At 45.6% G+C, this 16,441-nt stretch carries 18 protein-coding genes; 7 read left to right on the top strand and 11 right to left on the bottom strand.

Annotation, left to right across the window (positions count from 1 at the left end; all coding sequences use genetic code 11):
• Positions 1–76: 76 nt before the first annotated feature.
• A complete protein-coding gene (locus LFX17_RS02580; protein WP_118957905.1) occupies positions 77–430 on the bottom strand; it encodes a single-stranded DNA-binding protein in 354 nt (117 codons plus the stop codon).
• A 350-nt stretch (positions 431–780) separates the two neighbouring features.
• On the opposite strand from LFX17_RS02580, the gene LFX17_RS02575 reads away from it, so the two are divergent.
• Together LFX17_RS02575 and LFX17_RS02570 are read left to right on the top strand one after the other, a co-directional pair.
• Positions 781–972, top strand: coding sequence for a type II toxin-antitoxin system VapB family antitoxin (locus tag LFX17_RS02575; protein ID WP_238731479.1), 192 nt, complete (start codon positions 781–783; stop codon positions 970–972).
• Positions 969–1,355 (top strand): PIN domain-containing protein, encoded by a 387-nt coding sequence (locus LFX17_RS02570; RefSeq protein WP_238728735.1) that lies wholly within the window; start codon positions 969–971, stop codon positions 1,353–1,355. Before LFX17_RS02575 ends, LFX17_RS02570 begins: the two co-directional genes overlap by 4 nt.
• 80 nt (positions 1,356–1,435) lie before the next feature.
• Here LFX17_RS02570 and LFX17_RS02565 read toward each other — a convergent pair whose 3' ends face one another.
• The 4 genes from LFX17_RS02565 to LFX17_RS02550 form a co-directional block, all read right to left on the bottom strand.
• Entirely contained in the window at positions 1,436–2,161 is a 726-nt protein-coding gene (locus LFX17_RS02565; protein ID WP_238744859.1) for an SCO family protein, read from the bottom strand.
• A gap of 44 nt (positions 2,162–2,205) precedes the next feature.
• Entirely contained in the window at positions 2,206–2,766 is a 561-nt protein-coding gene (locus LFX17_RS02560; RefSeq protein ID WP_238744857.1) for a toxin-antitoxin system YwqK family antitoxin, read from the bottom strand.
• Positions 2,753–3,649, bottom strand: coding sequence for a YHYH protein (locus LFX17_RS02555; RefSeq protein ID WP_238744855.1), 897 nt, complete (start codon positions 3,647–3,649; stop codon positions 2,753–2,755). The genes LFX17_RS02560 and LFX17_RS02555 overlap by 14 nt, the downstream gene beginning before the upstream one ends.
• 102 nt (positions 3,650–3,751) lie before the next feature.
• On the bottom strand, positions 3,752–5,011 hold the full coding sequence (locus tag LFX17_RS02550) for a helix-turn-helix domain-containing protein (protein ID WP_238744853.1): 1,260 nt from the start codon (positions 5,009–5,011) through the stop codon (positions 3,752–3,754).
• Between the two features lie 25 nt (positions 5,012–5,036).
• Between LFX17_RS02550 and LFX17_RS02545 the strand changes: the two genes are divergently transcribed.
• The 3 genes from LFX17_RS02545 to LFX17_RS02535 are packed head-to-tail and all read left to right on the top strand — an operon-like array spanning position 5,037 to position 8,976.
• Complete coding sequence (locus tag LFX17_RS02545; protein ID WP_238728730.1) at positions 5,037–5,765, top strand: ABC transporter ATP-binding protein; 729 nt, start codon at positions 5,037–5,039, stop codon at positions 5,763–5,765.
• A gap of 29 nt (positions 5,766–5,794) precedes the next feature.
• Positions 5,795–8,101 (top strand): ABC transporter permease, encoded by a 2,307-nt coding sequence (locus tag LFX17_RS02540; protein ID WP_238744851.1) that lies wholly within the window; start codon positions 5,795–5,797, stop codon positions 8,099–8,101.
• 2 nt (positions 8,102–8,103) lie between these two features.
• Positions 8,104–8,976 carry an efflux RND transporter periplasmic adaptor subunit gene (locus LFX17_RS02535; RefSeq protein WP_238744849.1) on the top strand — a complete coding sequence of 291 codons (873 nt, stop codon included), beginning with the start codon at positions 8,104–8,106 and terminating at the stop codon, positions 8,974–8,976.
• A 153-nt stretch (positions 8,977–9,129) separates the two neighbouring features.
• Here the strand turns inward: LFX17_RS02535 and LFX17_RS02530 are convergent, their stop codons facing one another.
• From LFX17_RS02530 to LFX17_RS02505, 6 genes are all read right to left on the bottom strand, one after another.
• Complete coding sequence (locus LFX17_RS02530) at positions 9,130–9,399, bottom strand: hypothetical protein (RefSeq protein ID WP_238728727.1); 270 nt, start codon at positions 9,397–9,399, stop codon at positions 9,130–9,132.
• Positions 9,389–9,943, bottom strand: coding sequence for an RNA polymerase sigma factor (locus LFX17_RS02525; RefSeq protein ID WP_238728726.1), 555 nt, complete (start codon positions 9,941–9,943; stop codon positions 9,389–9,391). The genes LFX17_RS02530 and LFX17_RS02525 overlap by 11 nt, the downstream gene beginning before the upstream one ends.
• Positions 9,933–10,409, bottom strand: a complete 477-nt coding sequence (locus LFX17_RS02520; protein WP_238747634.1) for a Spy/CpxP family protein refolding chaperone — start codon at positions 10,407–10,409, stop codon at positions 9,933–9,935. Before LFX17_RS02520 ends, LFX17_RS02525 begins: the two co-directional genes overlap by 11 nt.
• 20 nt (positions 10,410–10,429) lie before the next feature.
• The gene (locus LFX17_RS02515; protein WP_238728725.1) at positions 10,430–11,113 is read right to left on the bottom strand and encodes a response regulator; all 684 of its coding nucleotides are present in this window, start codon (positions 11,111–11,113) and stop codon (positions 10,430–10,432) included.
• Between the two features lie 15 nt (positions 11,114–11,128).
• On the bottom strand, positions 11,129–12,436 hold the full coding sequence (locus LFX17_RS02510; protein ID WP_238744847.1) for a GAF domain-containing SpoIIE family protein phosphatase: 1,308 nt from the start codon (positions 12,434–12,436) through the stop codon (positions 11,129–11,131).
• A 235-nt stretch (positions 12,437–12,671) separates the two neighbouring features.
• The gene (locus LFX17_RS02505) at positions 12,672–13,958 is read right to left on the bottom strand and encodes a lectin-like protein (protein WP_238728723.1); all 1,287 of its coding nucleotides are present in this window, start codon (positions 13,956–13,958) and stop codon (positions 12,672–12,674) included.
• Between the two features lie 430 nt (positions 13,959–14,388).
• On the opposite strand from LFX17_RS02505, the gene LFX17_RS02500 reads away from it, so the two are divergent.
• Entirely contained in the window at positions 14,389–15,483 is a 1,095-nt protein-coding gene (locus LFX17_RS02500; protein ID WP_238744845.1) for a PAS domain-containing sensor histidine kinase, read from the top strand.
• A 343-nt stretch (positions 15,484–15,826) separates the two neighbouring features.
• Positions 15,827–16,327 carry a hypothetical protein gene (locus LFX17_RS02495; RefSeq protein ID WP_238728721.1) on the top strand — a complete coding sequence of 167 codons (501 nt, stop codon included), beginning with the start codon at positions 15,827–15,829 and terminating at the stop codon, positions 16,325–16,327.
• Positions 16,328–16,441 lie beyond the last annotated feature (114 nt).

Below are 16,441 nucleotides of genomic sequence, written 5' to 3'. Positions count from 1 at the left end.
AACGTTTCGTTCTTCCGAAATCGAAACGGCGACGAGCGCCTTTGAGACGCCCGTCGACCATTCTTCTAACGCAGATTTACGCCGCTTCCCTTTCTTTCCTTCCCGGCAAGCCGTCGAAACGAACCGTATGACCGATCACTTTCAACTTGCTCCGATTGCTTCCGTCTTGAGCCTTCCATCGATCTTGACGCAATTCGCCGATCACGGTCGCCTTCTTTCCCTTTTTGAGATACTCGTTCGCATTGACCGCTTGTCTCTCCCACAACTCGATTTCCACATACGAAACTTCGCCCGGTTCTTCGGGAGTGGACTTATAATCGTGATTGACCGCAAGTGTAAACGTCGCTACGTTCTTGCCGCTGTTTAAGGTTTTGAGTTCCGGATCGGCCGTGAGATTTCCGTCCAGAATGATATGCGCTAAATTTTTCATACGATGCTCCTGTATGCGAGGAAGAATTCTCCCTCGCTCGGAGCGGTTCCGCGCGTGCAAAGTCGAGCGCGTAAATTCGAATTTTTTTTACGGAGAACGAACGAGAATCTAATTTTTTGTTCTTTGCGTTCGTTTAACGGCGGTTCGCAGCTCAACCCTGTTTTCCGCCGATTCGGCATTTCCTTAAGATCAAAACACGGACATCGACACGGAAAAATTTTTCCGATCGGATTCCCGCAACGTTTCCAGTTCGATCTTCAGCCGTTCCCGAGCCGACCTTTAGATACTCCCTCATCCGAAAAAAGAATCGGATTTGACAGTGCATATAAATCAAACATGCTATGCATACTATGAGAACGACCGTGGATATTCCAGAGGAATTGTTTTTAGAAGCGATGAGATTAACTCACTTAAAAACGAAAACAGACGTAATCAAGGAAGGACTCGCTTCTTTGATTCGGAGGGAAAAAGTGAAAAATCTTAAAAAATATAAGGGAGTCGTTAATTTAAGAATCAACCTAGACGAGATGCGGAAGCGGTGAGCAGAATTTTATTGGATTCATCCGTTTGGATCGATTATTTTCGGGACGCAAACTCGCCGATTTCGAGTAAAGTCGACGAATTGATCGACAATGAAAACGTTTACACGAACGACCTCATCTTAGCGGAATTGATTCCTTTTCTAAAAACGAAAAAACAATCGAAAATTGTCGCAGCTTTGGAAGTGATCGAACGTCTTACCTTAGAAATCGACTGGAAACAAATTATAGATTATCAAATTTCGAATCTTAAAAACGGAATCAATAAGGTAGGAATTCCCGATCTGATAATCGCTCAGAACGCGATTCAGAACAAGGCGATACTATTCACATTGGATAAACATTTCAAATTGATGAGTAAACATATTAAGTTGAAGGTATATTAAAAAGCGTTCATACTTTGCGTTCGTTTAACGGCGGTTCGCAGCTCAACCCTGTTTTCCGCCGATTCGGCATTTCCTTAAGATCAAAACACGGACATCGACACGGAAGAATTTTTCCGATCGGATTCCCGCAACGTTTCCAGTTCGATTTTGAGCCGTTCCAAATCCCCGTATCCTTTCGCCCGGTAGATTCCTCTTAGATATTGCTTGCGGTCGAGGAGAAAGACGTTCTCGGTATGAACGAAATCGTTGAGGTCGTCCTTACCTTGAATGACTTTGACGTCCGCGCCGAATTCGTTTCTCGCAAGATTGTAGATCGTTTTTTGAGAACCCGTTAAAAAGGTCCAATTATTCTGAGTGATCCTGTATTGGCTTCGAAACTTCTTCAAAATCTCGACGTTATCGATCTCGGGATTGATCGAAATCGAAACGATCTGAACGTCCTTTTGATCCGCGATTTTAGGAACAAAGTTCATCATGTTGCGCGTGATCATCGGACAAATTCCCTTGCACTTCGCGTAAAAGAAAACGACCAACGTGTATTTGTCCCTCAAATCGCGGTTGTTGAATTCCTTGTTCTCGTGCGAAACGAGCGAAATCTCGGGCACTTTTTTGAGATCTTCGGGAAGTTTTCCGTCCGCTTCCGGCCAAAAAGGATCCATCACGGCGCCTTTGAAATACGGAAGAATGCCCGCCTTCGGCGAGGAAGAATACGTCAACTCGGGATTAAACGTTTCCTTATCGCCTCTGCAATCGGCCGCAAACAAGATGAGTAAAATAGAATATACGAATATTTGAATCTTTTTCATGGTTTTTTATACCGCGTAAGCCGCGTCGATCCGACAAGAATTCTTCAATCCGCTTTTTTGATGGGCTCGCAAATCTTGCTTCCGGGAAGTCCCAGGGAACTTCCGTCGGCGGCGATCACGGTGTTCATGTAAATTTGTCCGTTTCGATTCCACTTTTTCACCACGATCAGTTTTCCATTCTCGTCGAACTTTTCGTAAAGGGAAGGTTTTCCGTTTTCATACCATTCCCAACGGTCGTTTACGTATTTTCCGGAACGAAATTCCGAGTAAAAGCGGTTGTTCCCGTTCGGAAACCAGGCTCGGTGAACTCCTTCCTTCAATCCTTCGCGAAAGAATCTCCGTTCCAGCACGCGGCCGTCCTTGTTGACGGAAAGAAATTCTCCGTCCTCCAATCCGTCCTTATAACGCGCGGTCTGGGTTTCGCCTAACGCGGAAACGTCCGTTTTCAGGATTCCGGTAAAGAGGTTTCGTTTGTAATAGAGTTTGTCCTTAAAGAAGACGAGATTGGAATCGGTGTGTTCCACCGTATCGCCTCCTTGACAGCCGATCCAAAAAAAGGCCATCAAGAAAACGAGTGAGAGAAAAAAGGGTTTAGTTCGAAACACTTCCGATGACACCGTAAAAATAAGAACCCATGAGAGTCTTGATCGTTGCGGTCGCGTCCATTACGTAGTGATAGTGATAGGTTGCGGTCGGAAAGTGAACCGTTGCTCTAGTGTGACCGTGCAAAGAATCTAAATCTCCAGGAACAAAATCATCTCCCGTTGCGGCGGTTCCGTTATCGCATTTTTCACCGTAAACCGCATAACCGTCCAGGATGATTCCGATCAGGTTCGCGTCGTTGTTGCTGATTTTCGTAACGGCAGCGTGATGGTGATAGACCCCTTGGTTTTGCGGGTGACCTCCGAAGTTGTCAAACGTCATCGCTTCCACCGCGAGAGTATCGGGAGGAGCCGCTGCGTTGTTGAAGATGGCAAGACCGTTCACCGTGATTCCGATGGAAACGAGACCGCCCTGTGTGCTCACCGTTCCCGTTCCTTTCGCAGGAGTGGAAGGAATCGAATAAACCAGCCGTTGGCTGGAAATCGAGTTGGTTCCCGCGGGAGAATTTCCGCCCGGAAGGGCTTCGAACAAAGGAGAAGTGCTTCCGTAATAATAACTTTTCGTATTCGGGACGTTCTGCGATTTGAAAATGTAGTTCGAACCGGAAACATACGCCGTAGAACATTTAAAGTTGTCTTTAATCCAAGAAGGAAGGGCCGTATCCATACAGGTAACGACACCCGTTACACAGCCCGAGGAAGAATCGATCGTAGCCGTTTGTTTGGAAACGCTTGTTCCCGTAGTCGCGAGACTACCGTTACAAAATCCCGTAGCCGCGATCACGCCCAGGGTTGCGATCGTAAGATCATCGTTGCTGTTCGAATCCTTTTTGCAGACTACGAAAGAGGCCGTGATGAGTAAGATTAGAATCGTTTTTTGAATCATATTTTCTCCTTTATATCGAGCGCCCGTGCCGAATCAGGCACCCTTTTGCAATGGCACTCAAGTATATGCAAGTGGACGAAAATCGTCGACCGAACAAATCGGCTAAGACTCTTTTTTTTGCTTTTTTTCGGAAAGATATAAAGAAGGGGTCGTTCCCGTGATTCTTTTAAAGGACTGATTGAACGTGGATTTGGAATTGAAACCCGCATCAAAGGCTAGACTCAAAACCGCAATCTTTTCTTCCGGAGCGGAATCCACCAGACGAATGAATTCTTTCACCCGATATTCGTTCACGAAATTATAAAAATTCGTTTCCAAGACCTCGTTGAGAGCCTGCGTGATATGTGCTCTTGGAAACCGTAAACGATCCGCAAGTTGGTCTAAGGAAAATTCGCTGTCCAAATACGGCTTCTCCGAATCCATGTGCTGTTTGACCGCTTGAACATAATTCTTCAGTCGATCCGTTTCCAAACCGGAGCGCTCGTATTTTCTTTTTTTAATTCCGTCGAACGCGCTCCCCTGACCTAAAAGCCAAGCGGAATGAAGAATGCTCTGTCGAACCCCGAACAAGGAAAAAAGAATCGTAAACGCAAGAATGTCGAAACCGCGGATCGGAGGCAGTACGGGCGGACGTTCTGGAGAATGAGAAACCTGACTCAGCACAAAACCCGCACCGTGATACAAAACGATCCCGACTACAAGGCCGATCATGACTTTCAACCAGCCGAATTGCAGGGATTCGAACAGGGGATTGCCGCTCTCCCTTTCCGCTTTCAAAATATAATAAAAACCGAATGCGCAGTAGAAAAGCAGGGAAAGAAACGTAACGATCCGCAAAGCCCATCCGTCCCGGCCGAAAAACAAATCGTAAAACGGTTCCGCAGCGGGAACGATTCTCAGAACGGAGAACAAAACGACGAACGTAAAATACGGAACAAAATGAATCCGATCGTTCTTACGAACTCCGATTCCCAAAATGTCCTTCAAATACAAAAAGAACAATGGGCCGAACAAAAGCTGCGGTATATGAAAAAAATCGAAATAGATTCTCCCGAAACTTCTCTTGAGAATATGAGCGACGTGAAGACAACTCAAAGCGATCAGAAAAAACACGAACCATCGATCGAACGAAAAACGATGACGTTTAAACCAAAGTACGAGAATGGAAAAGATCGTGATCGTGAAAGAAATTTCCGGAATCGGCAGACCGGGCGGCGGAGGCGGACCGTGAGGAGGCATAGTAAAAAATATTTCCTTCCGTAAAAAGTGTACGCGAAGTTCGCGGGTAAGTCCGGTAAACAATACGATTCCGATGACGTAAATCAAGTCTGAATCGGATAATTTTTGTTTTCCCTCTTTCAAAAAATCCGCAGAATGGTTTCCTGAAATGACGCGGAAAACCGGGAAAAAATCCGAAATCGTATTCGAAGCGCAAGGGATCGGAAAGATCTACAAAATGGGAGAAGTCGAAGTCCCGGCTCTTCACTCCGTAGACCTGGAACTCAGATCGGGAGAATTCGTCGTCCTCCTCGGACCTTCCGGTTCCGGAAAATCCACCTTGCTCAACATTCTCGGAGGATTGGACACTCCGACTTCCGGCTTTGTCCGCTTTCGAAACAAGGACCTATTTTCTTCGGACGACGAAAGTCTCACTCTTTATCGCAGAAATCATATCGGATTCGTATTCCAATTTTATAATCTAATTCCGAGTTTGACCGCTCTGGAAAACGTTTCCCTCGTGACCGAACTCAGTTCCGATCCGATGCGTTCGGAAGAAGCGTTGGACTTGGTCGGCTTGCTCGAACGCAAGGATCACTTTCCGGCGCAATTATCGGGAGGAGAACAACAGAGAGTCGCGATCGCGAGAGCGATCGCAAAACGACCGGACGTTCTGCTTTGCGACGAACCTACGGGCGCGCTCGATTTCAAAACCGGAAGAATCGTATTGGACGCGATTTCGAAAGTCAACGCCGAACTCGGAACGACAACGGTGGTAATCACGCATAACGCGATCATCGCGGAAATGGCGGATCGAGTCGTCGAGATGAGGGACGGCTCCGTAACGTCTAACCGCAAAAATTCCCGTAAGAAAACATCGGGGGAATTGCACTGGTGAAAATGCTCGACCGAAAAGTCTTTCGGGAAATGAAAACGCTGAAGGCGCAAGGAATCACGATCGCCTTGGTCGTCGCGGCAGGCGTGGGAATTTTCATCTCATCCCGCAGCGCCTACGACTCGTTATACGAAGCTCGCGCAAAATTCTACGTATCCTCGTATTTTGCGCAGGGATTCGTCTCCCTCAAACGGGCGCCCGAATCGAAGTTGGAAGAATTGTCCAACGTTCCGGGAATCGGAGTCGTCCGCACCCGGATCGTGCAAGACGCAGTACTGGATATTCCCGGAGAAACTCTTCCCACCGCGGGAAGATTCGTATCGCTCACCGAAGGAATCAATCTTCCGTATCTCCGATCGGGAAGATTGCCGAAAGGAGACAACGAAGTTTTGTTAAGCGAAGCGTTCTCGATCGCAAACAAACTTACGCTCGGAAATCGAATCGTGGGAATTCTCCAAGGCGAACGGAGAATTCTTACCGTGGTCGGAATCGCGCTTTCCCCCGAATACGTTTATATCTTTCGGGGAACCAATCCCCTGCCCGACGACAAACATTTCGGAATTTTATGGATGGATCGCAAAGGAATGGAGAACGCCTTCGGAATGATAGGCGCTTTCAACGACGCGATCTTTACGTTCGCGCCCGGCGCACATAGAACTTCCGTCTTAAAAAGAATCGACCGGATCTTGGAACCGTATGGAGGATACGGTTCCTATGACAGAGACAAACTTCCTTCACACTCCTTTTTACGGGACGAGTTCAAACAACTCAAGACGATGGCGTATTTTCTACCCGCGATCTTTTTGGGAGTCGCCGCGTTTCTTCTTCATATCGTCGCCACGAGAATCATTTCCAAGGAAAGAGAACAGATCGCGACCCTCAAAGCATTAGGATATTCTGATATAGAAATCGCGCTTCACTATCTGAAGATCATCACTGTCATCAGCGGACTAGGTTCCGTTCTCGGGGTTATCATCGGAGTTTGGCTCGGCCAAGCGATGACCGATCTTTACTCGGAATACTATCGTTTTCCTCATTTGGACTTTCGTCTCAATCCTTCTCTCGGTTTGATCGGAATTTTGATCGGCGTTCTCGCGGGCGCCGCCGGAACGGCGTATTCTATCCTGCGAGTTTTACGTTTGGATCCGGCTCAGGCGATGCGGCCCCCCGTGCCTATGAATTTTAAAAAGAATTGGATCGAAACGTATATCGGTTCGCTTTCGGCTCAATCCAGGATGATTCTCAGAAATCTTACGAGAAGACCGACCCGAACGTTAGTCGCCATTCTCGGAGTTTCGACCTCGGTCATGATTATGGTTCTGGGAATGTTCTCCCGCGACGCGGTCAACGCGATGATCGAAATCCAATTCGATCTTTTACAAAGAGAATCGATCACGGTTTCCTTTTTAGGACCGGTGTCGCATACGGCCGTGGACGATTTGAGAAAAGACAAAGCCGTGTTGACCGCGGAAGGATATAGAATGATCCCGATTCGAATCCGCATCGGACATCATTCCAAAGAACTCGCCTTGCAGGGAATTCCCAACGACGCAAAACTCAGAAGATTGGTCGGTAAAAAAAGAAACATACTGACACCGCCGACGTCGGGGATTTTTCTCAACTCGAACGTGGCCGACAAATTAGGAATCAAAACCGGCTCCAAAATCGAAATGGAAGTTTTGGAAGGGAACCGCAAAAAAATCTCCGTACGAGTGGACGGACTCGTGGAGGAACTCCTCGGACAAGGAGCTTACATGGAACTCGTTTCCGTCAATCGTCTGTTAGGCGAAGGAGATAACGTGAATCTCATCGCCCTCCGGACCGACACAAAGGAAGAATCCAGGCTCTTAGCGGAATTAAAGGACGTGCCGAAAATTTCGGGAGTTTCCACAAGAGAGGGAACGCTCAAGGTCTTTTCAGATACGATGTCCCGAAGTACTCTTGCGACGACCACGATCCTATTCGTCTTTGCGGCCGTGATTTCGATCGGAGTCGTTTACAACACCGCGATGATCTCCTTATCCGAACGCGTATTTGAATTGGGAAGTCTGCGTATTCTCGGATTTACGAAAGAGGAAGTTTTTCAAATCCTTGCGGGGGAATTGGGGTTCGAAATCATAGCTTCCCTTCCGGTGGGATGTCTGCTCGGTTATTTCTGCGCGTATCTTTTAATGAACACGGTCGAAACGGAAGGATTTAAGATTCCGTTGATCATATCGTATCGAACTTACGTAATGTCGATTTTCACGACACTCGGGACCGCGGCCTTGAGTTATTTTATTCTATACAGAAAAATCAAAAATATGGATCTTCTTTCCGTATTGAAGATTCGGGAATGATAATGGATCGAAAAGAAATATTCAAACGGATTCTCTCCGATAAAAAATTTAGGATCGGCGCCGTTGTGTTGGTCGTGCTCGCGTTCGTTTGGTTTTTACTCCGGCCCAAACCCGTGGTTTCGGAAACGGCGAAGATCGTCAAAGGAACGTATCAACAGATCGTAGAGGAAGAAGGAATCACGAGAGTTCGGGAAAAATTCACGATCTATTCTCCCGTAAGCGGCGTATTAAAGCGAATTCACAAACACGCGGGGGAATCCGTAAAAAAGGGAGAACTTCTCGCGGTCGTGAAATGGGATATGGATCGTTCCGTCGCATCGCCTATCAACGGTAAGGTGCTGAAGATTCTTCGGGAAAGCGAAGGTCCGATCGAAATGGGAACTCCGATCTTGGAAGTGGGCGACACGAACCGGCTTGAAATCGCGGTCGAAGTATTAACGCAGGAAGCGGTTCACCTTCATCCGGGAAACCCCGTGGAAATCGAAGGATGGGGCGGGGAAAAACTCGAAGGCAAGTTGAAACTCGTGGAACCCGCCGCGTTCACAAAAGTTTCCTCATTGGGAGTGGAAGAACAAAGAGTCCGCGCGATCGTAGACTTCGCTCCTCCGCCGGAAATGGGAGAAGGTTTTCAAGTTCGCTGTAAAATCGTAAGCGAGAAAAAGGAGAACCGAATCATCGCACCGACCGCCGCTTTGTTCCGCGAAGGCGAAGATTGGTATGTATTCCGAGTTTTAAAGAATAAAGCTAAGAAGACCAAGGTCAAGATGGGAGCGAGAAGCGGAGACAACGCGTTGATCGCAGACGGATTGAACGAAGGAGACGAGGTGATTTTATTTCCGGGAGAAGGAATTCAGGAAGGTTCCAAAATCCGATAAAGAGCCGAAGCCGTTTCATAAAATAAAAAAGCGGTCCACAAAGGACCGCTTTTGTTAAGCGACACAGACGGAGACAACGTTCGCCAATACGTATTCAAAAAACGGAATGCGTATTTTCCGATTCGAACGCCATTATCCTTTTAAAGTTGATTCTTATTTATCGAGCGCGTTTTCCAATTCTTCAAAAACTCCGATGCTCAAAAGATCCTGATCTCTCGGATCCAGATCGGAATCCTGAAACCAGAAACCAGCATATGCGCTCAGTCCCAAAAACAGAACGAGAGAAGCGCCTACCATGCGTTTGTTTCTCGTTTCCCGTTTATCCCTGCGAATCACGTTCGAGGAAATATTCTTCACCCAATCCTGGTCTTTTTTTCTTTTCAGGATTTCTCCTTTCATCGGAGAAGCGTCGTTATTCTTCATAAAATTTCTCCTTAACTCCGACCCGTTTCATCATTTCTTTTCCTCTGGCGGCTCTCGATTTTACGGTTCCGGGTTTTACGCCCATCGTTTCTGCGATCTGTTTTTCGGAATAACCCGCAAGATAAAACTCGAGAACCCTTCTGTACTTATCGGGAATTTTAGCCATCAGGGATTGAAGCATTCCGATGACTTCCTGCGAATTCTGTTCCGAATATCCCGAATTTCCGTTCACGTTAGGGTGAGCGGTGAGGAAGTCTTCTTCTTTTTTGGATTTGGCCAGCTTCTCGGTCCGCTCTTCTTCCCTTCTTAATTTATCGTTCATTCTCAGGGATTCGTTTCTGGCGATCGCGTACAACCAAGTACTCAGTTTTGATTCTTTGCGAAACTGATCTTTTTTAAGGGCTTTGTACGCGCGAAAATAGGTTTCCTGAGCCACGTCGTCGATGGCATAAGAAAACCTCTCTGCGAGGTTCTTTTCAATCGCAGAGAGGACAATGTCCCGAGTGGAACTAACGATTTCCGTAAATTCGGATTCAGTCATCATGATGACGATGTTTCTGTTGAAACTCTGTAATCAAATCCACCAGTTTGTTTCTTTGTTCCGGAGTTAAGACCGCATGAAACTCGATCGCTTTCTTTGTCATAAAGGTTCTCATCTCCGTCATTTTGTTCATCTCAAGTTCGAAGGACTTGTTGATTTTTTTTTCGTCCAAAGTCGGCTGACGAAACTCAGCGAGAGCCTCCGCGGGAATTCGAGGTCCCTGAAGTTTCAGTTCTTTTCTTTTAGACAGAATTTCGTCTTTGATCTTATGCAATTTCTCTTTTTGAGAATCGTTCAGATCCAATTCCGAAGTGATCTTCTTAACGACGAACTCCGCTCTTTTTTCCGGAGACTTGTAATATCTACATCCTCCCGCAAACAAAGCCGCGGCTACAAGAATCAGACCGGAAACTTTTAAAAATCCTTTCATTGGATTCCTCCCATTTTCTAAAGCTCTGACCAAGAGCAGAAAGGCAGGTTCCATTTTTTTCAATGTTCCGTTTGTACGACGATGTCTTCTTTTTGGATTTCGTATTTGATGGCAAGACGGTCTCTGAGGCCGGAAAGAAGTTGTCCTGCGTTTTTCGAATAAAAGAATTCCGGATTGACCTTGATCAAAATGCTTCTCAACGTCGGAAGCTCCTTTAAGAAAAAGGAAACTTCTTGAACGAGTTTTTCGATGCTCTTTCCGTACGGACATCCCTTAAGTTGGATTCCTACTCCGATGCCTTGATCCGTATTCGTGAACGGAAGAATCTCGAACGGAAATTCTTTCTTATCCACCAGAGAATCGCTTTTGATTCCCAGAGCTTGACAAATCTTATCGATCAACACCTGCGTATCGATCGGCTTCAAAAGATAGGCCACGAGTTTTTTATTATGCGCCGCCTGAATGATCGTTTCTTTTTCGTTGCTCACCGTAAGAAAGATGATCGGAGTCATACGGTTCGTTTCCGGAATTCTTTCCAAAAGACTCAAACCGCTCATCTTCGGCATTCTATTGTCCGTTAAAATGAGGTCATAACGTGTCTTTCTGAGTTTGATTTCGGCGGCGATTCCGTCCACGACGTGATCCACATCGAAGTTGTATCGTTCTAGATGACGGATTAAAAGTTCGGCGTTGCTTTCATCGTCCTCCGCCAACAGAATGGAATAAGTCGGGGCAACTTTCATAAGAGCGGAAATCTCCTAAGGAATTCTTCTTTCAAGCGCAAGAATCGTCAAGTCGTCCGTAAAACCCTCGTGTGCGACTCCCATAAAACGATTCACTTCGGAAAAAACATTCTGACAAAGACCGTCCAAGGTTTCGTTTTCATGAGAATCCAAAACCGCAAGAAGCCTTTCTTCGGAGAACATTTCCCGATCCTCGTTAAAAGCTTCTATGATTCCGTCTGTATAAAGAACAAGTCTGTCTCCCGCGTCAAGATGAAACGAAATCGTTTCGAGCTTTAACGGAATCAAATCGGTCAACAACGCTCCGGTCCGGTTGAATACGCGAGGTTTCTTCCCTTTTTGAAGAAGGACCGGAGGACAATGTCCCGCGTTCGTCATTTTACCTTCTCCGGTTTTGACGTTCAGCGAGCCGAGAACGGCTGTGATAAAATGACCGGCGAATTTTCCGCAAAGGGATTCGTAGATTTGCGCGATTCCATATTCAGGATCTTGAATGAACGATCTCCAATTCGGATAGGACATCTTGACCATCGAAGCGAGAAGCGCCGCCGAAACGCCGTGACCGGAAACGTCGCAGATGAAAAATCCGAGAACGTCGTTCTCCTCGTCGTAGATAAAATCCACGAAGTCCCCGCCTATATCCATCATCGGAGTGTAAAGAAATTGCAGATCGAGATATTTGGATTTGGGTAAAACGGAAGGAAGAAGCGCGCCTTGGATTTTTTTGGCCATCTTGATCTGATGTTCCAATTCTTCCTTTTGACTCAGGATGATTCTCGTTCTCGCTTTGACCGTATGTTCGAGACGTTCATTCGCTTTTTTTAATTCGTCTTGAGCCTTCTTTCTTTCCACGGCTTGAAAGATGCGGGGAATCATATCGGCGAGCGAGCCAACAAAGGTTTGTTCTTCCAAAGTCCAGGCGCGGGGTTTGCCGACTTGTTCGTTGCAAATGATCCCGAGAAGTTTTCCGTCCATCAGAATCGGAGCGTCGAGCATGGAAACGATATTGAGAGGAATGAGATAATTCTGCGCGAATTCCTTAGTGCTTTCGTCGTTCACCGCGTCGTCCGCGATGATCAATCTTTGGTGTTGCAGCACTTCGAAATATTTAGGAAAATCTTGTTGAAAGAGTTCCATTCCGGAGTTGTGGGAATTCTCCGAAAGAATAAAAAGATCCAAACACTGAATGGAAACCTTCAGTTCCTTATAGAACCAAATGCTGCAGCGTTCGCAATACAAAGCTCTTGCAATCGATTCCGTAAGAACGTGCAACGCCGCATTCAAATCGCCGCTGTCGATGACCGGATTTTTCGCCAAGGACATCAGTTCCTTATTAAAGCGACGGAGGGTTTCCTCCTTGGTTTCGATCGTTTCGGGGGCCATCTTGATTGAATGAGAGCGGTTTCGCTTAATATCCTGAAATTTAGGTCATAAGACTGTCACAAAAATAAGAAATTTCCATCTATTTTTGTTCCCTCGTTTCAAATATTTAGAACAAAAAAAGGGACGGATCCGCATCCGTCCCTCGAAGATTCTTTAAAAGAGTGAGTTGAAAACGTTAGTTGCCCGGAGTCCAGTTTCCTTCGGAGCCTTGATCCGTAAGGTTCATCCAAAGATCGCCCGCACCCGCCGCGTTTTTCACTTCCAGAAGTTTTTTGTTTTCGTACGGAGTTGCAGGAGCGGAGAATTTAAAACGACCTGCGGTTTCCGCGGAACACTGGGAATTACCGGAAGACCAAGAACCGCCTCCTGCGGTCACATACCAGTTACCGGAAGAATCCTTGCAAGAGAAACGGTTCCAAGCGGAACAGTTGAGATCGTTCCATCTTCCGTTGCTCCACATAACGGCGCAGTTTTCGTTGCCTGCCCAGTTGTTCGGTTCGGAAGCGTTCCAAGACCAGATCGCTTGTTTCGCAAAATCGGGATCGAACTGATCGATGCCGAAAACGTTCACTTCGCAGGAAAGCATGGAAGCAATATTAGCGTTTGTGAATGAACCGCTTTCTTTCACTCCGTCGTAAAAACCGAAGTAATTCGTAGTATCGTTAAAGAAACGCACCATCGTAGAATTGTAAGTCGCTCTCGAATAGTTGCAGTCCGGATAACCGCGGAAATCTTTCGGACTTCCGGTCGCGGAACCGAAAAAGATTCTTTTGAAGTAAACGCTCCACTGAGAGTCGTAGCAGCCGTTGCTCATCAGAAGAATTCTTCGGTTGGAAGAAACCATATCGCCGAGTTTTGGCATACTTTCGGGGGAAGGAACGTCCGAACAACTTCCCGAATAACGATACAACCAAGGATCGAGATAATCCCTCAAAGTTTGAAGAGCTTCGGAAGAATGACCGTCGAATTTATCTTCGATATAAAGAAGAAGAACTTCGTTACGGTTCGCCGGATTGGAAACCCAAGCACGAACTTCTTCCAGACCTTTGTAAAAAGGACGATCGAAAACATTGCAGCCGACGTGACTGTCTTGTCCGTGACAAAGAAGAAGTTCTTTGCGCGCGTGCAGACCCAAGGTCCAATGAATATCCAATTCGATAAAACGTGCGCCTAACCGAAGTTGCTCGCCGATCGAATATTTTTGGTTCGGAAACGCGTATGAGAAGAACGGTCCCGCATACGATTTGCTGTTATAAGAGTTATGGGTTCCGTAAAAAAGAGCCCGATGAACCGGAAGGTTCGCGTTGACTTGGGTTTTTCTCTGAATGGAAAGAACCTTGTTTTCGAAGGATCTTTCAAAAACGTCGATCGGATTTTCCACCACCGCTCCGCGGCTTGCGTAAAGATTCCCCATCGCTCCCAAAACGAGAGAAATGGCGAGAATCGATAGAATTCTCTTCATAAGTTTCACCTTTTGTGTATTTTGCTTTTCCCGAACGGGAAATTTTCACTGAGGAGCATGTTAACCGAATCGCTCCAAAACCCACTTATATTCCGCTTACAAAGAATTCTTTTTGGGAGGGAAAATCGGAAAAAAGAAACATCGATCCAAGAGCGATTCAATATATTATATTTTTCGAATGCGTTCGATAAAAAACCCGGAAAAATGCGAGCTTATACTCGGATTGCCGAAGATTCAAAATGCTTCAAATCGAAAGGTAAATTATGGATTTCGAATATTTACGACAGAATTTTGACACAAACAAAATTCCGTTTTTCAGCTGTAAATTATTTTTTTATTTGAGAATCACACTCGCGGAGTATACTATTAGGCATTCTTTATATTAGAAAGATTCGAAGCATATTTCGAATCCGATGCGGAACCGAATAAAATGGAATTGATTCAGGAAGCCTTAGATCACATCGGGGATAAAATACGTTTTGTGGAATTCGTACCATGTCCGGTACTTCTTTCCCATATCAAAGGGGATCAATTCCAAACGCTTTACCTCAACAAAAGTTTCCGCGAACAGTTCGGTTATAAAATCCAGGAAATACCCACGCTCCAAGATTGGTTTCAACAGGCTTATCCGGACGACAACTACCGAAAACAAATCGAGAAGGAATGGTGGTCCGAAGTCGATTTCGGAAGAAAAAACGGAAAACCGGGCGCCTCGATGAAGGCAAAAATCCGAACCAAGAACAACGGAGAACGCTGGTTTAACGTTCGAAGCACGGAGTTCGGAGAACTCAATGCGGTCGCGTTCCAAGACATACACGATCTCGAAACCTTGAATCTCGAACTGAGTCACAACAACTCCACAAAGACGCAGCTCCTGTCCATTCTTGCACATGATCTGCGAACCCCTTTGATTCAGATCATATCTCTGATTTCTCTTTTCAAAAACGAAGGGATTTCCGCTTCGGAATTGTATCCATATCTTTCGAAATTGAATATTCAAACCTATCTCACGATCGATCTCATCGACAATACTCTGAACTGGGTGAAGGCGAACTCGAGAAGCATCGTAGTCAATAAGACTTCGTTCTCGCCGATTCCGATTTTGGAAGAACTTTCGGCGCTTTACAACGACTACATTCAACTGAAATGCATTCAAGTCGAGATGCGGTTCGACCAAGAGATCACTCTCTTCAGCGACAAAGATATCTTCAAAGTGATCGTTCGGAACTTATTCGTCAACGCGCTCAAATTCTCCAAACCCGGAGGAAAGATTTATCTGAAAGCCGAAAAAACCTCCGATCAAAATCGACTCATCTGTATCGAAGACGAAGGGATCGGAATGACTTCGGAAGAATTGGAACGCGTTTTCTCGAAAGAATCTTATACTTGTCCCGGAACTCTCAATGAAAACGGCGCGGGTCTCGGAATTAAACTTTGCAGAGATTTTGCGAAATTGGCCGGAACGGAATTACTTCTTAAGAGCGAAAAACACAAGGGAACCTGCGCAAGCATTCTGTTTTCTTAATGTGATTTTTGTCCTTTATGAAAACAGGCGGAGTTTCGGTAATTTCAACTTAGCCCAACTTTCAGGATCCATTTATATCCTTTTCATTTCTTTCACGGTCACAAAATTCATTTTTTTTAATTAAAAATACTCGGAAACAGCGATCAGAATTTTCAAATGAAATTTATTTCTTATATTTGCGTTTAAATTAGAATCTGTCCTTCCGGTTCAAATTCTGTTCCGTTTTAAATTGAATCGATCCGTATTTCCTTATTTCAAAAAAGGTACGGACACAAAACTAAAAAAACTTGACCAACCTTCGCCAAATCGATGTAATATTTCAAAATTCTTGGAGATTTTCAAAATGAAATTAGTTAAAAAAATTGGAGTCTGTCTCGTTCTGATCAGCCTTCTTTCTGCGTGCAAAAAAGACGAAAAGGATGACGATACAACCAACCTTGCTCTTCTTCTTGCATTGAGTGGTGCGAATACTTGCACTTACACTGCGTCCGGAATTACACTTCCGATCGCTTCTATTTCCGCAACTCAGAATGGTGGAGCTCAGACAATCAGCTTGACTACAAGCGGTACGATCGGCTTAGGAGCGATCCAAATTGCATCTGCACCGGTAAATAGCTTAGGTACGATCAACGTTACGACTGGATCTCTTTCATTCGTTGTCTACAAAGGTGCCTGTCCTCTCTCTACAACTTCTACGCTGGCTGTATCCGGAACTGATTACTCGTTCGTTTCCGGTACTTCAAATGTAACGAGCACCTCACAAATCAGATTTAACGTCGCTGGAACTTACACGATCATTGTAACTTCTAACAATGCGACAGGGGCTGCTTTTCAGTTGAACTAAGAAGTTTAGTTTTATGAAGATACTCGAAAGGCTCGGAGGAAACTCCGGGCCTTTTATTTTTATACGATTCAAAAAATGGAGACCAAGGATTGACCGAAAAAATTATTATGCAGA

The sequence above is a fragment of the Leptospira sanjuanensis genome (assembly GCF_022267375.1).
Taxonomy (GTDB): domain Bacteria; phylum Spirochaetota; class Leptospiria; order Leptospirales; family Leptospiraceae; genus Leptospira; species Leptospira sanjuanensis.
Note: the sequence above shows the minus strand (reverse complement) of the source record. Positions and strands in the feature narration are given on the sequence as shown.

Coding starts and splice junctions, on each gene's coding strand:
- LFX17_RS02505 (WP_238728723.1), bottom strand. CDS start 13,958: ATGAAGAGAATTCTATCGATTCTCGCCATTTCTCTCGTTTTGGGAGCG.
- LFX17_RS02515 (WP_238728725.1), bottom strand. CDS start 11,113: ATGAAAGTTGCCCCGACTTATTCCATTCTGTTGGCGGAGGACGATGAA.
- LFX17_RS02545 (WP_238728730.1), top strand. CDS start 5,037: ATGACGCGGAAAACCGGGAAAAAATCCGAAATCGTATTCGAAGCGCAA.
- LFX17_RS02530 (WP_238728727.1), bottom strand. CDS start 9,399: ATGAAGAATAACGACGCTTCTCCGATGAAAGGAGAAATCCTGAAAAGA.
- LFX17_RS02525 (WP_238728726.1), bottom strand. CDS start 9,943: ATGATGACTGAATCCGAATTTACGGAAATCGTTAGTTCCACTCGGGAC.
- LFX17_RS02580 (WP_118957905.1), bottom strand. CDS start 430: ATGAAAAATTTAGCGCATATCATTCTGGACGGAAATCTCACGGCCGAT.
- LFX17_RS02495 (WP_238728721.1), top strand. CDS start 15,827: ATGAAATTAGTTAAAAAAATTGGAGTCTGTCTCGTTCTGATCAGCCTT.
- LFX17_RS02500 (WP_238744845.1), top strand. CDS start 14,389: ATGGAATTGATTCAGGAAGCCTTAGATCACATCGGGGATAAAATACGT.
- LFX17_RS02540 (WP_238744851.1), top strand. CDS start 5,795: ATGAAAACGCTGAAGGCGCAAGGAATCACGATCGCCTTGGTCGTCGCG.
- LFX17_RS02565 (WP_238744859.1), bottom strand. CDS start 2,161: ATGAAAAAGATTCAAATATTCGTATATTCTATTTTACTCATCTTGTTT.
- LFX17_RS02535 (WP_238744849.1), top strand. CDS start 8,104: ATGGATCGAAAAGAAATATTCAAACGGATTCTCTCCGATAAAAAATTT.
- LFX17_RS02510 (WP_238744847.1), bottom strand. CDS start 12,436: ATGTCCTTGGCGAAAAATCCGGTCATCGACAGCGGCGATTTGAATGCG.
- LFX17_RS02555 (WP_238744855.1), bottom strand. CDS start 3,649: ATGATTCAAAAAACGATTCTAATCTTACTCATCACGGCCTCTTTCGTA.
- LFX17_RS02575 (WP_238731479.1), top strand. CDS start 781: ATGAGAACGACCGTGGATATTCCAGAGGAATTGTTTTTAGAAGCGATG.